The organism is Ruminococcus sp., from assembly GCF_024691275.1.
GTDB lineage: Bacteria > Bacillota > Clostridia > Oscillospirales > Ruminococcaceae > Ruminococcus.
Window position 1 is genome coordinate 39,784 of the sequence record NZ_JAILNU010000085.1, and the last position, 17,810, is coordinate 57,593.

Below are 17,810 nucleotides of genomic sequence, written 5' to 3' on the forward strand. Positions count from 1 at the left end.
ATCAGCCGCCTCCAACAAAACGCACTACTTCAACGTGATCGCCGTCTTTAAGTACCGTTTCTGCATATTTTGCCTTCGGAACTATCTCCTCATTCAGTTCCACAGCCACTTGCTGACTGCTTATATTCATGTCCGAAAGAATTTCCGTTACAGTTTTTCCGTCCTTATCAAGCAGTTCGCCGTTTATCTTGACCATTAAGATCACTCCTAATAAAAAATTCAGGGAACTACCGACGCAGTTCCCTGAATGTATCATTATTACAAAACAGACTCCCTACGCTGGCATTAACCAAATCAGGTCAAAGGGTCGAAGGTCGCACCTTCCTCTCAGCCTGTCCGCACAAGCTCCCCTGTTTCTTTTATTATATCACTGTCATTTCTGAAAATCAAGTACTTTTTTCATTTTTTTCTTAACAGCGAAAGTGTTCAAAGCTTTATTATTATGGAAAGGATTTTATTTTCAAACAAAGCTGTGATAGTTCCACCCATCTGCTCAACAAGAGTTCTTGCGATAGATAGTCCGAGGCCCGTGGAATTCCGTGCAGCTTCAACGGTATAGAACCTGTCGAAAAGCTTATCGACTTCAACGCAAGTAAGATCCGCAGCACTGTTTGAGAAAACTATCTTTCCCTCGTCGTCAAGATTTACAGAAAGGTCGCCGCCGCTGTACTTAACCGCATTATTGATGAGATTCGAGAATACACGTCCAAGTGCGGAACGGTCAGCCATTCGTATTATTTTTTTCTCCGTCATATTGATCTCAGGTTCTATCTTCTTTTCCTTCAAAAGCGAGTAGAACCCCGCAATACTTTCTTCGATAGCGTCATTCAGCACCACCTGCTCCATTTTCAGCTCGCTGTCCGAGGACATGATGACCGAATAGCGGAAGAGCTCCTCGGTAAGCTGTTTCAGAGCTTCTGTCCTGCCGCTTATTATCTCAAGATAGCGCTGAGCGTCCTGACTTTTCTCCTCATCTTTCAGCATATCCAGATAGCCGCATATAGCTGTCAAAGGAGTTCTCAGGTCATGAGAGATGTTGGTTACAGCATTTTTCAGTTCCCTATCTCCCACGACATACCGATGATGCTCGCTTCGCAGGAGCTGAAGTCCCTCATTTATCTCCGAAACTAATCTGCACATATATTTATCGCCGCTTGATATGGATATAATGTTATTGGTATCATTTTTTAGGCAGTCCGAAAAAGCTTCTGCTGCCTCATTTGCAGAACGCCGCAGAAGATACAGCTTTATGAGCAGTGCTGCCACAGCAGCTGCAAGACCGACCACCAGAAAATATATCAATCAGACCACCTCATTTTAATGTTTTTTTGCGGAAAAAGTATATGCCCGCAGCTGTCGTCAGAAAAATGGTCAGACTGCCGTAAACCATACACCTGACAGCATTGTCTGAAGCATCAAAGGTTATCTCAATACATTCTTCCGAACCTGTCATTTCATGCTCAACAGCTACCTCTGCCGTCTGAGAAAAAGGAATGATATCGTTCATAAGGAGTATTGCCTTGTTATTTCGCCATTTATCGCTATATTTTTTGTCAATTGCAAATCCTCCCGCAAGCATAAGCAGTACCGCCATTACCTCTGACCACACTACTGAGCTTGTCTTATCACATATAAGCATAACTGCCATCACAAATATCACCGTATACGTTATTACTGCGATATATCCAACCGCAGCTATTTTTATCATTTCCCACACGCTTACGATCAGAACGATGCCATTGAACTTACAATAAATCAACGACATCGCAAACACAGAAGTCTGTATCACTATAGCTGCCAATGAGCAAACGACTGTCTCAGCAATATAAACTTCTGCTCTGGATCTTCCGCAGATCAGCTTATTCCTGACAGTTCCGTCCGAAAATTCCCTGCCTGCGAACAAAGCAGTCATCGGTGCTGCTATCAATCCGTAATAGCCTGCAAACATACCAAAAGTTCCGCTCAGATCAAAATCAAGGATATGACCGTTTTTTAAATCCGCCATATTAAATGCTAAAAGCAATGATACAGCTAATGTGATGTAAAAGGCTTTCGAGCCTGCAAGACGTTTTAGTTCGGAACGTATTATATTTATCATCGTATCACCTCATTTCAGTGACTTACGACGGAAGAAGAATACTCCGAAAGCTGTAATGACCGCTATAAATGCAGCGTCAACAAACAAGAACTTTGTACTTTTATTAATTAATTCTTTACGACATACCTTCGCCTCTTCTTCATATAATTTTTTATATTCCGAAGCATAATTTATCTTATCATTATTATATAAATTCGCCAAAAGTATATAGTGTTCCAACTGCATAGACTGATTAAACGGCAACAGATCATCAAAGAAAACACATATCTCCCTCTCAGTATCCGAAAGCAGCTCTTCTTCATCTGCATCATAGAACCCGATATCTTTTTTAATACGCTCCATAGTATCTGTTTCTACCATGCCTGATATCAAACTGCCTCCCATTATCAGCAAAATGAGTGAAATTAATGTCCATACCACAGCACTGGCTCTGGAACCGATAAGCATAGCAGCCGTTACTATCAATGCAGTATATACTGCCGTGATGAGTACGCAGCACAGCATAAATTTTATTATCATTAAAGAAGAATAACTGAATCGCCCATTATCAGACTTCATGTTTATAAAGACGTTCGTCCAGTAAACACCAAACATTATCATTGCCGCAGCAAAACATACTATATATTCCGCAATGAGTATGGAGCTCCTTGAATGTCCTGCGATTATTTTATTCCTGATAGTTCCGTCATGATGATCCCGACATACAAAAAGTGATATGAACGGAGAGGCAAGGAATCCATACAACATAGTAAAATATACGATCATCACCTCATAGCTTGAGAATGTATCACGTTCATTCAGAAAAAATGAACCTAACAGAAATGAAAGGATCAAATATATGTAAAAGCCTTTGAAATTAAGCATTCTCCTGAATTCTGCCCTTATCAGATTAAACATTGCGCCACCTCATTTCAGTTTTGATCTTCGGAAACAAAATGCTCCGATAAAAGTCGAAACGATCGTTGTAAGGACATCATATACGGCAAAACTCTGCCAGTGATAAGGCACAGAGCGCTCATAAATATATCTTGATGCCTGGCACTGAGGAAGATAATCATAAAAGAACTCGTACCGCAGCAGCTTGCCGCCGTTAAGTCCCTCTGTATCAACTCCGTATACATAACTGTGAGCTATAAGGGTCGATCTTTGAGTTTCGGTGATAAAGCCGTCATCTAATACTATAAGCTCGGAATAATGCTCTTCTATTTTATTGTATATGATGACCCCGACAACAAAAAGACATACCGCAAGTATCATACATGATGAAATGGAAACAGCTTTGTTCATTACCAGCATTGATATCATAAATATCACCGCCGTCATTTCTACAGTTCCGAGCAAGCCCAGAAGCTGGAGCTTCATCATCAGTGAAAACGAATGGTGGAACGCTCCGAAGAATAAAAACGAAAAAGCATATATGCAAAAAAAGAAAACATACTGTATAAGTATCATCACAGCTTCACAAACTATCAATTCACATATGTATATTTCATATTTAGTGTGACCTGCAACGATCTTGCTGCGAATAGTTCCTTCGGAAAATTCTGTTCCTATAAAAATCGCAACGAAAATAGCTGCTATGATCGGAAGTATAATAAGTCCCACATACAAAATGCTGTCATTGTATACTTCTTTTTTATCTTTTTTTGTGCTGATGAAGCAAATTGCATTGAAACTAAAAGACATGACCACAACAAAAATACTTATCAGCCAGAAAAGCAGTCCTGTAAAGCATTTTCGCATCTCAGCAGAAAGAAGATCAGTCATTCTTTCCACCCCCGACAAGAGAGATAAAGAAGCTTTCCAGACTCTCATCATGTTCTGTCATGGAGATAACTTCACAGTTTTCATTATCAAGTGCCTTTGAAAGCTGCGAGAAGTTCAGCTTTGCATAAACATCGGCAGTGTTTTCCGAGAGTATCTTATACTCCACACCCATTCCGTCAAGCACCTTTGCAAGCGCCTTTGTGTCGGTCACTTCCATGTTTATGCACTTGCGGCAGCTTCTTTCAAGCTCCTCAGCGCTCATCTCACGGACTATCCTTCCGTTATCCACGAAGCCGTAATGCGTTGCGAGCTTTGCAAGCTCGTCAAGGATATGACTTGAAATTATTACCGTTATTTCCTTTTCACGGTTGAGTTTGAGTATGAGCTCGCGTACCTCGACGATACCCTGCGGATCAAGTCCGTTTATTGGCTCGTCAAGTATAAGGAAATCAGGCTCGCCCACCAAAGAAATCGCAATTCCAAGACGTTGCTTCATGCCGAGCGAGAAGTTTTTGACCCGCTTTTTGCCTGTGTTCTCAAGTCCTACCAGTTTGAGGAGCTTATCCACACATTTCATATCGGGAAGTCCCAGCATACGGCATTGATATTCAAGGTTCTTCTCAGCTGTCATATCAAGGTATATGGACGGAGTTTCAATGACCGCTCCCATTCTTCTGCGCGACTTCTTTATAGCCTTATCGTTATTCTTTATCCCATATATCTCGTAGTCTCCCGAAGTTGGTTCCTGAAGACCGCATATCACACGGAAAAATGTCGTCTTTCCTGCGCCGTTCCTTCCGACAAGTCCGTATATAGACCCCTTCGGAACATTAAGCGTAAGTCCGTCAAGTGCTTTGAAGCTTTTGTAGTATCTGCATAATCCATTGGTTTTGAGTACATATTCCATGATAGTATCCTCCTTTTTTCTTTTCGGATTCATTATAACATGAAACAGTAAAGAAAACGGTAAAGATAAAAGTAAAAATAGAGTAAAGATTTATGCCATTTTAAATCCAATCCCCCATACTGCTTCTATGTATTCCTTTTCATTGACGCTTCTCAGCTTTTTCCTAAGATTGCTTATGTGCTGCTTCAGGGAAGTTTCCGTACAGTCAGGCGTATCGCAGCTTATCCTTTCAAGCATGGCGGACTTGGTAATGACCTGCTCCGGGTTCTGCATAAGGAGCTTCAATATCGCAAATTCTGTCCTTGTGAGCTTGGTATCCACACCTGCCACTGTGACGTTATGGGTATTTATATCAAGGTTCAGTTCTCCCCATACAAGCTTTTCCTGTTCCGTGACATTTTTTCTGTTCCTGAGCTGTACCTTAATACGTGCCATAAGCTCTTTTATATTGAACGGCTTTGTGATATAATCAGCCGCTCCGCTCAGAAGCAGCTCGACTTTGTTGTCCACGTCTATCTTTGCACTGACAACTATTACGGGAATATTTTTCAGCTTAGGCAGAAGTTCCTCGCCGCTAAGTCCAGGAAGCATCAGGTCAAGAAGCACCAGATCAGGCTTTATGCTGCCTGCAAGCATAAGCGCTTCCGTTCCCGAATACGCCCGCGAGGCCCTGTACCCTTCACGGGTAAGAGCTTCCTCAAGCATATTTCCGATATGTATATCATCATCTATTATAAAAATATGTTCGTTCATTATTGTATCTCCTGTCAGAAAAAAGTAAGCTGCTCATATGGTTCGGGGTATTCTTTCATATACTCAAAGCAGCTGCTTATGTCATGGATAATGCCGTATTTTTCGCAAAAATCATCTATTCTATGCATAAGCTCCCTGCTGTGAGGACTGCTTATCACATAGGACGTTCCGAACTCGCGGCGGTATTTGTCAGAAAGTCCCGCAAAATGCTTGTTAAGAGCCGCATAAAAGTATTCTCTGCTGCCCTCACGCAGAGTTACTCCCACATCAAAACAGATGATACCTTTAGCGCCTGCTTCTGCGCAGTATCTCAGCAATCCATCTATGTTCTCCTGTGTATCATTAATGAACGGCAAAAACGGCGAAAGCCAGACGACTGTCGGGATATTGAGCCTTTTCATCTCCATGAGTACCTCAAACCGTCTGCTTGAAGGACATACACCCGGTTCAATAATACGGCAGAGTTCATCATCAAATGTCGTCAGAGTCATCTGAACTACAGCTTTGCTGTGCTCGTTTATTGATCCAAGAAGCTCCGCATCACGCAGCACCATGTCTGATTTTGTATGCAAAGCTGCTCCGAACTGATACCTGTCTATCAGTTCGAGACATCGACGTGTAAGATTCAGCTCAGCTTCAAGTGGCATATACGGATCACACATAGCGCCTGTACCTATCATGCATTTTTTCCGCTTTGATACAAGTGCTTTTTCAAGGAGAGCGGGAGCATTGATCTTTACTTCGATGTCCTCGAATGCGTGAGGCATATTATAGCACGAGCTTCGGCTGTCACAGTAAATACAGCCATGTGTACAGCCTCTGTATATATTCATTCCGTTTTTGGGAGACAGTATCCCCTTTGCTTCAACATAATGCATCTTATCAACTCTCAGTCCTGACCGTCGGCGGCTGCGTATTTTCTTAATTATATCATAAGCGAAGCGTTATGATATAATTGCCCGATTGCAGGGAGCAGATCGTTGATCTGCGTATCTGCAAGGGCTTTAAAATAAATTTATAATGAATGCTTTTGCATTCATTATATCATATATAAATTTAATTGGCAACAGACAAGGAGAAATCTTCGGGATCATCTCAAATCCCCCCAAATTTTAAAACAGTTATGGCTGAATTTGCAGATGAGTATGGTTCAGCTTATGATATGATAGTGAAAAAAATCGGTCTCACGATTATGTGAGACCGTATTTCTATCTTTCTTTTGTGCTATAGCGCTTTTTTATTCTTCATCTTCTTTTTTGCGAAGCTTTCCCGACCTTATCACAGCACCGATACCCAGAAGTGTAATAGCAGAAGCGCCTGCCAATGTGCCTGCAAGTGCAAGTGAATTAATGCCTGTCTGCGGGAGATTGACCACGCTTTTATCAGCGAATCTCTCACCAATGCCTGTATCGGGATCAAGATTATATGCATCAAAAGTTTTTCCATCTTCATCGCTGAATATTACAGTTACGGAATTGTCATAATTTATCATCGGATGTGTATTGGCAGGTTTTCTGCCCGTTTTTTCTTCATAATCCTTTACGGACATTTCCATTAGCTTTTCAACGGTGTATTTACCCGTTTCTGCGTGACGTACAAAATGGATCGATCCGCCTTCCCGATTTAAATATATATCATTGCATGGATTTTCTGAAGTTGGGTAAAAGTTTGCAATTGTAATAATATCTCCGTTTCTGACAAGCTCAATTACTATTACCTTTTCGCCGTCTTCACCAATTCCATATATAGCTTCTAACGTTCCAAATGTGGAACCATATTCGTTAGTGTATGAGAATGTTCCGTCTGTTCTGATATCAAGAATATCAACGCCCGTTTTGGTGTCTTCATACCATATTCCTGCAAAACCTGAAATATCGAAATTTTCTACAGCCATAAGCTCACGCCATTCGCCGTATTCATAGCTTTTTATTCTCCATCGTCCTTCAGAGTATCTTAACTCAGCTTTTCCGTTGCCAAAAAGATCATTTTCACCTATTGTCAATGCTGAGAAACAGTTCATTGCAGGATCAGTAACAGCTATACCGTATGATGTTTCAAAGCTAAAGAATGAGCGTCCGGTTTTTTTCACGTATAGTGAACCATTCTTTTCGATAAAGCAATCATCACAGTCTCTGATAAGCTCGTCTTTCAGTTCTTCTGTGCAGGTATCGGAGATGAAATTCTTGACATCGGATATCGAAGCAAAACGAGAGTCAGTTACCTTTACATAGTCTTCAATTTCTCCATTGTCTGCTGTATATTGTGGACTTGCATTCATAACTGCAAGTATTTCATTAAAATCGTTCATTCTTGCTGCTGCGATCTCTTTCTTGTCTGCGCTCTTTTCATCCTGCAAACGTACAAAATGTGTTGCTCCGTCCTGACCCGAGAAAAAATCGTTAAGGGGGATTTCTCCGCTGACGCTAAATCCGTTCCAGAATGTTCCGTCGTTATTATAGAAATTATACCAGTATTCTTTTTCTCCGCTCTGGGTAAGAATGTATTCAAGGTTTATAACGCCTTTTACCGTTTCGTTTCCGTTAATGTACTCAAAATTACTGTTATAAAGGCTTATTCCCTCTGTAACTATGAGAACTGCGCTGTCATTTTTTGCGTCTGTCCATGTACCGATAAGAGCAGCTGTGCTTACACCTGCTTCAAGGTATTTATCGGGAGTATAGTAACCGTATTTATTTCTTGGGTCAGCGTTCTTGCGCTTTAAAATAAAATCACCTTCGCGTAAATCATCAACAGTTTCGCTGTCAGTCACCGGAATGCTGATCCATACCATCCCATTTGCATTATAGAAATTGTACCATTTGCTGCCGTCATCTTCGGAAAATGCTTTTTTTCCGATCTTAATAAAGCCATAATCCGTTACGTTATCAGGATAAGTCACAGTATACGCACCGTCTGCGCTTATATTGAAGATCCTTCCGTCGTCGACCTGTTCTTCCCATTCGCCTGTTATTGCAGAAAAATCGTGATTGACCGATACCAGCTTACCTGTTCCGCCGTTTCCGAGGACATACACAAAAGGCTCATTCTGTTCACAATAGCACCCGATAAAGAACTCATCGCCCTCATAGAATGCAAAGAACGGAACATTATATTCTCCGCCGAATGTATCATGATCCACCTTTATCACACCTGAGTGAGTATTGCCGCCAAGATCGGTATAGATGTATGTACTGTCGGGGTTAATATCAATAATTCCGTTATTTATAACTCCTGCTGTTATATTCATACCTTCGAGAGCAGCCATATACTTCCACTGACCGACCAGATTATTGATATCTGTTACATCAGCAGAATCTTGTACAGCGATCGGTTCGTAGGCTGTGTTGTCGGCTGCTGAAGCTGCAACTGTTGGTAATGCTGCAAGCATTGTAAGAACTGTGAGACAAGAAATCATTTTTTTCATAAAAACTACCTCATTCCTTTTAAAATTGCTTTGTTTCGGCGTGGTGCCTTTCTATGATTATATGATAACATATTTTTTGAGGCGATATGGCTGTAATTACAAAATTGTAATTGAATTACAATTTTGTAATCGCTTTTTTATATGCGTATGAATTCATCACCGTCGGCAACATTTGCGTAGTAGTCATGCCACATCAGGCATCCGTTTCTGTTGAGTGTGAATATGGCACTTCCGTCATTATAATTCTCCGTAAATGAGCTCTGTCCGTCAATGGTATAAACATAATCCACGTTTACACCTGTACCATCGCAAACAAGAGCGGCATTCTCAGCGTCGTATGTACAGATGTATGTCCACGCACTGCCTTCTGCTGCGCTGGAATTCCATTTTACATCGACATTGTATGTACCGTTGCCGTTGCTGTTTATATTGATGTAACATCTTCCGACGCTCCATGTTCCGATAAAATCATCAGGAGTTATACTAAAGGCGGAGATACCGCCTGATGCATTTCCCATATCACGTATAAAGGAGCATCCACGGCCATGTCCTGAATAAAGGTGATAACGCGGTGATTCGTCCGAATTTGTTGGGAAACTCATAAAAATTGTTCCGTCATTTTCATATAAGTTATACCAACAGGCAGGTGAGCCGTCAGCTGCGGGAGCAGTTTCGATTTTTACTGTGCCATACTGTGAACCGCCGCTGCTGTAGATAAGCTCGTAACTGTAATCAGAATTGATTTTCAGTGTTCGAGGATTGAACTCACATTCCTCTATCCATAAACCTGTGATATTCTGAATATCAGCATTTACTATTTCATAATCGCTGTCATTCTTTTCGTTGTTTGCTCCAGTTATAATTGAAGCGGTCGTCTGATCCTGAGCAGGAATCGTTTTTGCCGTTGTGGTCGACGTTTTAGTTCCAGAGGTAACTGTTGCTGTAACGGAAGCAGTCGTTGTAGGAGTTGTTGTTTTGAGTGATACAGCATCGCCTGTTTCTATGCTTCCGCAGCCGGTCATTGAAGCGAGTATGCCTGTCATTGCGATAATAATAAAATGCTTTTTCATAATTATTCTCCTTATCATTACTTTATCAGAGTTGAAACGTTCTCTTTTGACAATGTCATTATAGCATTACAGACATGGGATTTGTTGTAAAATTACAAAATTGTAATTGAAAAGAAAAAAAGCATTCTCCGCTGTATTTTTGACGTATAAAAAATGGTTTTCTGTGCAGATATCTGTACAGAAAACCATATCAGAAGATTTGTTGTATTTAAGAGTTCAGTACTCAAGAGGACGTGTATAATGAGCTTCACCGAACTGACATGCATATATATCAGTAAGCTGTATACCGCTTTCCGTGTTGATAAGGGTTCATTTCTAAGGTTCAGGCTGCTTCATCAGATTTTATTGAGCCATTGGCATTTGCGGCTGTTTGCGATATAGAACATATTGGATAATCACAAATTATAATCGGAATCGCTTCAGAACATTACACGTCTGAGAACGTACTCACCTTCAGATGTGGCAGCTATTTCGTATGTACTCATATCGTCAATATTCAGATGCTTTTTCAGACGGGAAATATTAACTCTTATGGTGTTTTTGCTGTCCTCCACGTCACAGCCGTAAATAGTCTTGTATATGTCATGGTAGCTTATACGCGAACCTATCTGCGAGGCGAGCATATAAAATATCTGCAATTCACGCTGTGGAAGGGAGTATTCATTGCCGTCAAGGGTAGCAGTTCCTGCAAAAAGGTCGATAATAAGATAAGGAAGTTCAATTCTTGGGTGCTGGGGCTGCTGCTTGACACTGCGTCGGAGCTGGGCTTCAATACGCGCCTTTAATACATTAAGGTCGTATGGCTTGGTTATGTAATCGTCTCCGCCGCTTCGGAAGCCCATTACAACGCTGTCATTCTCGTCACGAGCTGTGAGGAATATCACAGGCGCTTGTGTTTTCTGCCTCAGTATCTTGCAGAAGTCCATTCCGTCACCGTCGGGCAGCATAACATCAAGGAGCACAAGGTCAGGAACGCACTCTTCCAGCTTGAACGCAGCAGTCTGTACTGAATCCGCGCAATGAATAGTATATCCTTCATTTTCAAGGAATGTTCTGTTGATACGCATAATGTCCGAATCATCTTCAACTAATAATATGTGTGGCATATAAATTCCTCCTATTACAATTTTGTAATATTGTACACTTTTTTATAAAAGTATGGTATAATAAATTCAAGATAATGAAAGGAGCGGATAAAAATGAAAAAGAAAATGCCTAAAAGCCGCCTTTTGCGCAGAAGACTCCTTAGCGTTCTGCTATTATGTATTATTGCAATAATGATGATATTTTATTTAGTCTTTAATCTTGTATATAAACGCTCAACTAATATAGTAGTTGAGCATACATCTAAGATCGCAAGCAATACCGTTGATACTACCGCCCACGGTTTCTTTCAGATAAAGCTTGGAAGCTTACAGTCATCAATCGAGAGTTTTGGCGATAGTGTATGTACAGTGATAGGATCTTTGCAGGATATACCTGATTTAGATCAGAATCTTGTTCTTGAAACTCATTTGATGGAGTATTTTGATATATCTCCTTCAAATTGGGAAATAGAAGGTATTATAGGTTTTACTTTTTCCAACGGAGAATTTCATAGTATACCTTCAGATCCTGAAGGTGATCGCATTATTCAGGAAACTATCGAAGAATTTAATAATGATTATGAACAACACTCTGATTTTTACGGTGAAGAGTACTCATTTCAAAAACACGTTGGACAATATACTGAATTAAGCAGCGGAACATACAGCTTGAAAGGCAGCGGATACATATGTGCATGGGATCATCTGATAAACCATAATGTGCTCTATGATGACATATGCTACGGTGTTATCATGTTTAATCAGAATCACTATACTGAGCTAATTAATAATATTGCAGCTGAGCAGACCAAATCTCTTTTAGATGAAATGAACACACTCTTCCAACGCTATGTTTATGTCATAATAGCTGTAATTGCAGGAGTTATGGTATTATTTATCATTATCTCGGTAATTCTTTCCAAAAAGCTGTCAGACCCTATCGTTTCCGAGCATGATATGCTGGTAAAGGTCAACGAAATGAAGACCACTTTCCTTTCGGACGCTTCACATGAGTTAAAAACGCCTCTTGCTACCATGTCAGGCTATGCTCAGAATGCGCAGATGGAGCTTGCTTACAACTTTGATAAAGAACCTATAATGGAAAAGCTGCAGCGTATCTCCTCTGAAGCTAATCGCATGGCTCTTATGGTAACGCAGATACTTGACGCTACCCGAATCGAAGAAGGTCGAATGATTCTGGAACCTTCTCCCTGTGATCTGGACAGCCTTGTGCGTAAGACCGTCGAAACTTATTTTGCTGTGCTCAACAAGAACAATAACAGGCTCGCAATTCGTATACCAATTGAATTGCCGAAAATAAATGCTGACAGTTCAAGATTACAGCGTGTGTTCGTAAATCTTATCTCCAATGCCTTGAAGCATACAAAAAACGGTACAATTCTTATCAAGGCAGAAGAGGAGGGAAAATTCATAAAAGTAACAGTAAAAGATACAGGAAGCGGTATTTCGTCAGAGGATATGCCACATATCTGGGAACGTTACTACAAGGGAAAGCATTCCGAAACAGGCACGGGACTTGGACTTTACATATGCAAATTCATAATTGAGTCCCACGGCGGTAAGATATGGGCTGAAAGCGAGTATGGCAACGGAACGTCGTTTATGTTCACACTGCCTGTACGATAAATACTTTTATATTATACCATAATTTCAGAAAAAAAGCCAGTGTATTTTATTTGGAATATAATAATTAGTTAATATAGCCAATAATAAATTCTTTCTGTCATTCTTCCATATTACATTGGTATAATCTTATCCAAGCTAATGCTTAATGATGTGAAAAAATAAAGTATCCCCACTTCTTTCATATGAGTGGGGATATTGATTAAATAAAAGATACAAAACTTTTTTCAAAAAAAGCTTGACAAACGTTTCAATTCGTGGTAAAATATTTAAGTACTGTGGATCAACTGTTTTTACAGTCCGCCTCGGTCAGTCTGAGCCGTGTAAAATTTATCAGACATCTGCGGATATGGCGGAATTGGCAGACGCGTATGGTTCAGGTCCATATGAACGCAAGTTCATGCAGGTTCAAGTCCTGTTATCCGCACCAACATAGTACAAATGCTCCCTTTCAAGGGAGCATTTGTTTTTATCTTCTGCATTTTACAGCAAAAAGCCCGAAAGCTTTTGGATATTCTCCGTAAAGCCTTCGGGCTAATGTATTTTATCAAACGTTGTATATGATCTCAGAATATGCAGGGATAGGCCACTTTGCAGAAGGCATATTGAGCTCTATCTCGTCAGCAATGCTTCTCATTATATCCATTTCAGCGAGCACTACATCGTGGAAGAACTCAGCCTGCTTCTGGATACCGTTAATTGCATTCGCCTCTGTAACACGCTGCTCCAGTCTCTCGATGGAGTCATAGAAGCGGTCAGCAAGCTCGTTGAGCTTCTTTGCGATCTTCTCGTCTGTATTGCAGGTAAAGCCGATCTGCTTCTTTGTTGCAATAGCCTCACAGAGAGTCTGAACGTGCTCCATAGTAGCCGGAAGGAGCTGCTTTCTTGCCATTTCTATCATTGTACGAGCTTCGATACGAACCGTCTTTGAGTATTTTTCGAGGTGTATCTCGGTTCTTGCAGCTACCTCGTTCTGGTTGTATATCTCGAACTTGCGGAAGATGCGGATATTCTTCTCATCAGTATAATGAGGCATACAGTCAACAGTTGAAGCATAGTTTGGAAGACCTCTTCTCTCTGCCTCCTTCACCCACTCTGCCGAGTAGCCGTCGCCGTTGAATATGATCCTTCTGTGCTCCTTGATAACAGTTTTGAGGAGCTTTCTTACCTCTGCATCAAAATCAGGCTTGCCCTTGAAAGGTTCGAGTATTTCGGTGAACTGGCTCAATTCTTCGCACATGATCGTATTGAGAAGAACATTAGGACAAGCGATATTGTCCGATGAACCGACCATTCTGAACTCAAAACGGTTACCTGTGAACGCAAACGGCGAAGTTCTGTTTCTGTCTGTTGAATCCTTCGGGAATGAAGGGAGCGCGTCAACTCCTATCTTGAAGGCGCGTGTCTTTGTCTTATACTCTCCGTCGTCCTCAATAGCCTGCAATACAGCTTCAAGCTCCTCACCGAGGAACATTGAAACGATAGCAGGAGGAGCTTCATCAGCGCCAAGTCTGTGGTCGTTGCCGGCGGAAGCGGCAGAAAGTCTCATGAGATCAGCGTACTCATCAACACCCTTGATAAGTGCGCAGAGTATCGTAAGGAACTGGAGATTATCCATAGGTGTGTCACCCGGATCAAGCAGGTTCTGACCGTCGTTTGTGGACATGGACCAGTTATTGTGCTTGCCTGAACCGTTAACACCTTCAAAAGGCTTCTCGTGAAGAAGACATACAAGACCGTGTCTGAGAGCGACCTTCTCCATTACTTCCATAGCCAGCTCATTCTGGTCTGTACCGAGGTTGGAAGTCGTGAATATCGGAGCCATCTCATGCTGTGCAGGAGCAACTTCATTGTGCTTTGTCTTTGAATAGATGCCCAGCTTCCACAGTTCCTCGTCAAGATCTGCCATATAAGCAGCTATTCTTGGACGAAGATTAGCGAAGTACTGGTCATCGAGATCCTGACCCTTAGGAGGCTTTGCGCCGAAAAGCGTCCTTCCAGTAAGGATAAGATCCTCACGCTGATCATACATTTTCTTATCTATAAGGAAGTATTCCTGCTCTGCACCGACAGTCGAAGTAACTCTTGTGACCCTGTCATTTCCGAAGAGCTTCAGGAAGCGTACCGCTGTCTTGCTGAGAGCCTGCATTGAACGGAGAAGAGGTGTCTTTTTATCAAGGACTTCTCCTGTATATGATACGAAAACAGTTGGGATATAGAGGCTTCCCTCTTTAACGAAACAGTAAGAAGTAGGATCCCACGCTGTATAACCTCTTGCAGAGCTTGTTCTTCTGAGTCCGCCTGAAGGGAAAGAAGAAGCGTCAGGCTCGCCCTTAACGAGAGCCTTGCCTGAGAACTCCATGATAGCCATGCCATTCGGGGCAGGATTTATGAAGCAGTCATGCTTTTCAGCAGTCGAACCTGTCATAGGCTGGAACCAATGTGTGTAGTGGGTCGCGCCTCTCTCGATAGCCCATTCCTTTATGGTATTGGCAACAACGTCGGCAGTTTCCATATCTGCCAAAGGTTCGTTGTTCTGCATCGTTCTCTTGAGCGCCTTGTAGACATTCTTAGGCAGCCTTGTTTTCATTACATCTTCATTAAAGACATTGCAGGCAAAAATCTCGGGAATATTCACTGACATATATTTTCCTCCTCAGAGCTGAAATGCTCTATATATACAATACACCATTATAATTCAAAATTATATCACTACTGTATAGTTTTGTCAATATAAGGACAAGTGTTTGCTGTCACTTTTTCTTCTTGATACAAAATATAATTCTCACGGTTTGAAAAAAGGTGTATTTTGACAACAGTCGTAAAAAGGCTCTCCGTGAACACGCAGAATAGCCCAAATCGCAAAAATACTGCCGACCTGATGATCGGCAGTATTATAAATATCCCCCGAAAGGAATGGGATAAGCATAGTATCAGGCAGAAGCAACTTCCTTTTCCAGTGATTCCTTTTTCAGCTCCTTGCTGTTGAAGGCTTCGGGAGTTGTAAAAGTCGGCACCATTTCATGGAGCGCATCAACTGCTGACTTTTCATTATTTTCAAGAGCTGCATTTCTCAGCAGGTTGAGTCTGAACGGGAACGTAAGCTCATCTATCTCGATCTGCTTTCCGATGAATATGAGCTTGTTCGATGTTTTCTGGAGTCCCTCCTCGTTCATAAGGAGCTCTTCCTTTATCTTCTCACCAGGGCGCAGTCCTGTGAATTTGATCTCGATATCTTTGTAAGGCTCTTTGCCGTACATACGGATAAGATTCTCGGCAAGAGTAACTATCTTGACGGGCTTGCCCATATCGAGCACGAATATCTCACCGCCGTTGGCGATCGCAGCCGCCTCCATAACAAGATTGACAGCCTCGGGTATGGTCATGAAGTAGCGTATGATATCAGGGTGAGTAACAGTAACGGCTCTGCCTTGCTCTATCTGCTTCTTGAACAGCGGTATCACCGAGCCGTTTGAGCCGAGAACGTTTCCGAAGCGGGTGGTCACGAACTCAGTTCTGCCCTCATGCTGCTGAGCAAGATACTGCACTATCATCTCACAGCAGCGCTTTGAAGCTCCCATGACATTGGTGGGGTTCACAGCCTTGTCCGTAGATATCATGACAAATTTCTCAGCATCGTGAAACTGTGCGAGAGTGGCAACATTGAATGTACCAATGATATTGTTCTTGATAGCCTCCATCGGTGATACTTCCATGAGCGGAACGTGCTTATGTGCAGCTGCGTGGAAAACCACATCAGGCTTGTATGTCTCGAATATCTGATTCATGCGGAAATAATCACGAACCGAAGCAATAAGCGTAACGAGATCAAGGTCATCGCCGTACTCCATTTTGAGCTCCTGCTCAATATCATAGGCGTTATTCTCGTATATATCCACGATTATTACCTGACGCGGGCTGTACTTCGATATCTGACGTACAAGCTCCGAGCCTATCGAACCGCCTCCGCCTGTGACCATACATACCTTTCCGCCGATAAAACGCTTGATATCAGCATTATCAAAGGTTATAGGATCGCGTCCGAGGAGATCCTCGACTTTTATATCGCGTATCTGATGTATAATAGTCTTGTTGTTCTCATCGAAAACAAGGTTGCCTATAAACGGCACTACCTTTACGGAAACGCCTGTATCGGCACATATATCAAGGATACGCTTTCTTTCGTCCTCAAGGCACGAAGGGATCGCAAAAAGTATCTGCTCTATTCTCTTTTCCTTTACGAACCTGCTTATTTCGGCAGTAGTGCCGACTATCTCCACACCGCCGATATCAGAGCCTATCTTGTCCTTGTCATCGTCGATGATGCACACAGGATCAAATACAGTCACCTGTTTATCTCCTGCATACGGAGAATTCTGAGCATTATATATCTCATTGAGGATAGTTTTGCAAGCTTGTCCGCCGCCTATTACCATAGTACGCTTGCCTTTGAATTTTTTGGGCTTTACAAGTGTAATAAAAGTACTTTTGAAAAGGAATCGGAAGAGACTGACACCCGTAATAAGGAAAACCATATGCAGAAGCGTATACAGCGGATAGAATGAACTGTCAATAATATAAACTATAGATGCCGCAACTACTATTCCGACGACTGAGCCGTATATACACGACAGATAGTCTTTTTTATTGAAATAACGCCATAGTTTGCTATATGCTCCCGTAATGAGCAAGCCGCCCGTGCAGCATATCGCGCTTACGGCGATAGATATCACAAGCTTCATCTCGTCGATATCCCGACCCATGAAGGAAAGAATAAAATTAGCGATCAGTGCAGCAATACAGACAATGAAAAAATCCGCAATTGCAAGGACGATCTTACGGCATTTGAAGTTCTTAAATAAATCTCTCATAATAATCCACTCCAGATATCATTCTGAATAAATGCATGGTTACTGCTGAATAATAATAAACATATGTTTTGTTAAAAATACAAAATGTTAAATACAGTAATATGAACATTTATTTATATAATTTCCCTCTCTATTTTTATACATTAATTATACATTTTGCACCAATAAAAATCAAGAAGAAAACATAAATC

General features: G+C 41.5%; 14 protein-coding genes, 1 tRNA gene and 1 riboswitch. Of the genes, 2 read left to right on the forward strand and 13 right to left on the reverse strand.

Annotation, left to right across the window (positions count from 1 at the left end; genetic code table 11):
- Window position 1 precedes the first annotated feature (1 nt).
- From thiS to K6G33_RS10320, 11 genes are all read right to left on the reverse strand, one after another.
- The gene (thiS, locus tag K6G33_RS10270) at window positions 2-196 is read right to left on the reverse strand and encodes a sulfur carrier protein ThiS (RefSeq protein WP_296779084.1); all 195 of its coding nucleotides are present in this window, start codon (window positions 194-196) and stop codon (window positions 2-4) included.
- 58 nt (window positions 197-254) lie between these two features.
- Window positions 255-362: riboswitch (TPP riboswitch) on the reverse strand.
- Window positions 363-426: 64 nt separating this feature from the next.
- The gene (locus tag K6G33_RS10275) at window positions 427-1,302 is read right to left on the reverse strand and encodes a sensor histidine kinase KdpD (RefSeq protein WP_296779087.1); all 876 of its coding nucleotides are present in this window, start codon (window positions 1,300-1,302) and stop codon (window positions 427-429) included.
- A gap of 10 nt (window positions 1,303-1,312) precedes the next feature.
- A complete protein-coding gene (locus K6G33_RS10280) occupies window positions 1,313-2,098 on the reverse strand; it encodes a hypothetical protein (RefSeq protein WP_296779090.1) in 786 nt (261 codons plus the stop codon).
- 9 nt (window positions 2,099-2,107) lie between these two features.
- Window positions 2,108-2,995 carry an ABC transporter permease subunit gene (locus K6G33_RS10285; protein ID WP_296779091.1) on the reverse strand — a complete coding sequence of 296 codons (888 nt, stop codon included), beginning with the start codon at window positions 2,993-2,995 and terminating at the stop codon, window positions 2,108-2,110.
- 9 nt (window positions 2,996-3,004) lie between these two features.
- Window positions 3,005-3,865 (reverse strand): ABC transporter permease subunit, encoded by an 861-nt coding sequence (locus K6G33_RS10290; RefSeq protein WP_296779094.1) that lies wholly within the window; start codon window positions 3,863-3,865, stop codon window positions 3,005-3,007.
- Window positions 3,858-4,772, reverse strand: a complete 915-nt coding sequence (locus K6G33_RS10295; protein WP_296779096.1) for an ABC transporter ATP-binding protein — start codon at window positions 4,770-4,772, stop codon at window positions 3,858-3,860. Before K6G33_RS10295 ends, K6G33_RS10290 begins: the two co-directional genes overlap by 8 nt.
- Window positions 4,773-4,862: 90 nt before the next feature.
- Entirely contained in the window at window positions 4,863-5,525 is a 663-nt protein-coding gene (locus tag K6G33_RS10300) for a response regulator transcription factor (protein ID WP_296779098.1), read from the reverse strand.
- A gap of 14 nt (window positions 5,526-5,539) precedes the next feature.
- Window positions 5,540-6,403, reverse strand: coding sequence for a radical SAM protein (locus tag K6G33_RS10305; RefSeq protein ID WP_296779100.1), 864 nt, complete (start codon window positions 6,401-6,403; stop codon window positions 5,540-5,542).
- 359 nt (window positions 6,404-6,762) lie between these two features.
- Window positions 6,763-8,949 (reverse strand): hypothetical protein, encoded by a 2,187-nt coding sequence (locus K6G33_RS10310; protein ID WP_296779103.1) that lies wholly within the window; start codon window positions 8,947-8,949, stop codon window positions 6,763-6,765.
- A 137-nt stretch (window positions 8,950-9,086) separates the two neighbouring features.
- Window positions 9,087-10,019, reverse strand: a complete 933-nt coding sequence (locus K6G33_RS10315; RefSeq protein WP_296779106.1) for a hypothetical protein — start codon at window positions 10,017-10,019, stop codon at window positions 9,087-9,089.
- Between the two features lie 419 nt (window positions 10,020-10,438).
- Complete coding sequence (locus tag K6G33_RS10320; RefSeq protein WP_296779109.1) at window positions 10,439-11,125, reverse strand: response regulator transcription factor; 687 nt, start codon at window positions 11,123-11,125, stop codon at window positions 10,439-10,441.
- A gap of 93 nt (window positions 11,126-11,218) precedes the next feature.
- Here K6G33_RS10320 and K6G33_RS10325 point away from each other — a divergent pair, with 93 nt between their 5' ends.
- On the forward strand, window positions 11,219-12,751 hold the full coding sequence (locus K6G33_RS10325) for a sensor histidine kinase KdpD (protein ID WP_296779110.1): 1,533 nt from the start codon (window positions 11,219-11,221) through the stop codon (window positions 12,749-12,751).
- Window positions 12,752-13,091: 340 nt separating this feature from the next.
- Window positions 13,092-13,178: transfer RNA gene (locus K6G33_RS10330), tRNA-Leu, on the forward strand.
- 117 nt (window positions 13,179-13,295) lie between these two features.
- On the opposite strand, the gene K6G33_RS10335 is transcribed toward K6G33_RS10330, so the two are convergent.
- Both K6G33_RS10335 and K6G33_RS10340 read right to left on the reverse strand, forming a co-directional pair.
- Window positions 13,296-15,392 carry a glutamine synthetase III gene (locus K6G33_RS10335; RefSeq protein WP_296779113.1) on the reverse strand — a complete coding sequence of 699 codons (2,097 nt, stop codon included), beginning with the start codon at window positions 15,390-15,392 and terminating at the stop codon, window positions 13,296-13,298.
- Between the two features lie 289 nt (window positions 15,393-15,681).
- A complete protein-coding gene (locus K6G33_RS10340; protein ID WP_296779115.1) occupies window positions 15,682-17,619 on the reverse strand; it encodes a nucleoside-diphosphate sugar epimerase/dehydratase in 1,938 nt (645 codons plus the stop codon).
- Window positions 17,620-17,810 lie beyond the last annotated feature (191 nt).

Bases quoted from the DNA above. Each gene is read 5' to 3' on its own strand.
- thiS (WP_296779084.1), bottom strand. From the start codon at position 196: ATGGTCAAGATAAACGGCGAACTGCTTGATAAGGACGGAAAAACTGTA.
- K6G33_RS10335 (WP_296779113.1), bottom strand. From the start codon at position 15,392: ATGTCAGTGAATATTCCCGAGATTTTTGCCTGCAATGTCTTTAATGAA.
- K6G33_RS10325 (WP_296779110.1), top strand. From the start codon at position 11,219: ATGAAAAAGAAAATGCCTAAAAGCCGCCTTTTGCGCAGAAGACTCCTT.
- K6G33_RS10340 (WP_296779115.1), bottom strand. From the start codon at position 17,619: ATGAGAGATTTATTTAAGAACTTCAAATGCCGTAAGATCGTCCTTGCA.
- K6G33_RS10300 (WP_296779098.1), bottom strand. From the start codon at position 5,525: ATGAACGAACATATTTTTATAATAGATGATGATATACATATCGGAAAT.
- K6G33_RS10295 (WP_296779096.1), bottom strand. From the start codon at position 4,772: ATGGAATATGTACTCAAAACCAATGGATTATGCAGATACTACAAAAGC.
- K6G33_RS10280 (WP_296779090.1), bottom strand. From the start codon at position 2,098: ATGATAAATATAATACGTTCCGAACTAAAACGTCTTGCAGGCTCGAAA.
- K6G33_RS10305 (WP_296779100.1), bottom strand. From the start codon at position 6,403: ATGCATTATGTTGAAGCAAAGGGGATACTGTCTCCCAAAAACGGAATG.
- K6G33_RS10290 (WP_296779094.1), bottom strand. From the start codon at position 3,865: ATGACTGATCTTCTTTCTGCTGAGATGCGAAAATGCTTTACAGGACTG.
- K6G33_RS10310 (WP_296779103.1), bottom strand. From the start codon at position 8,949: ATGAAAAAAATGATTTCTTGTCTCACAGTTCTTACAATGCTTGCAGCA.
- K6G33_RS10320 (WP_296779109.1), bottom strand. From the start codon at position 11,125: ATGCCACACATATTATTAGTTGAAGATGATTCGGACATTATGCGTATC.
- K6G33_RS10315 (WP_296779106.1), bottom strand. From the start codon at position 10,019: ATGAAAAAGCATTTTATTATTATCGCAATGACAGGCATACTCGCTTCA.
- K6G33_RS10285 (WP_296779091.1), bottom strand. From the start codon at position 2,995: ATGTTTAATCTGATAAGGGCAGAATTCAGGAGAATGCTTAATTTCAAA.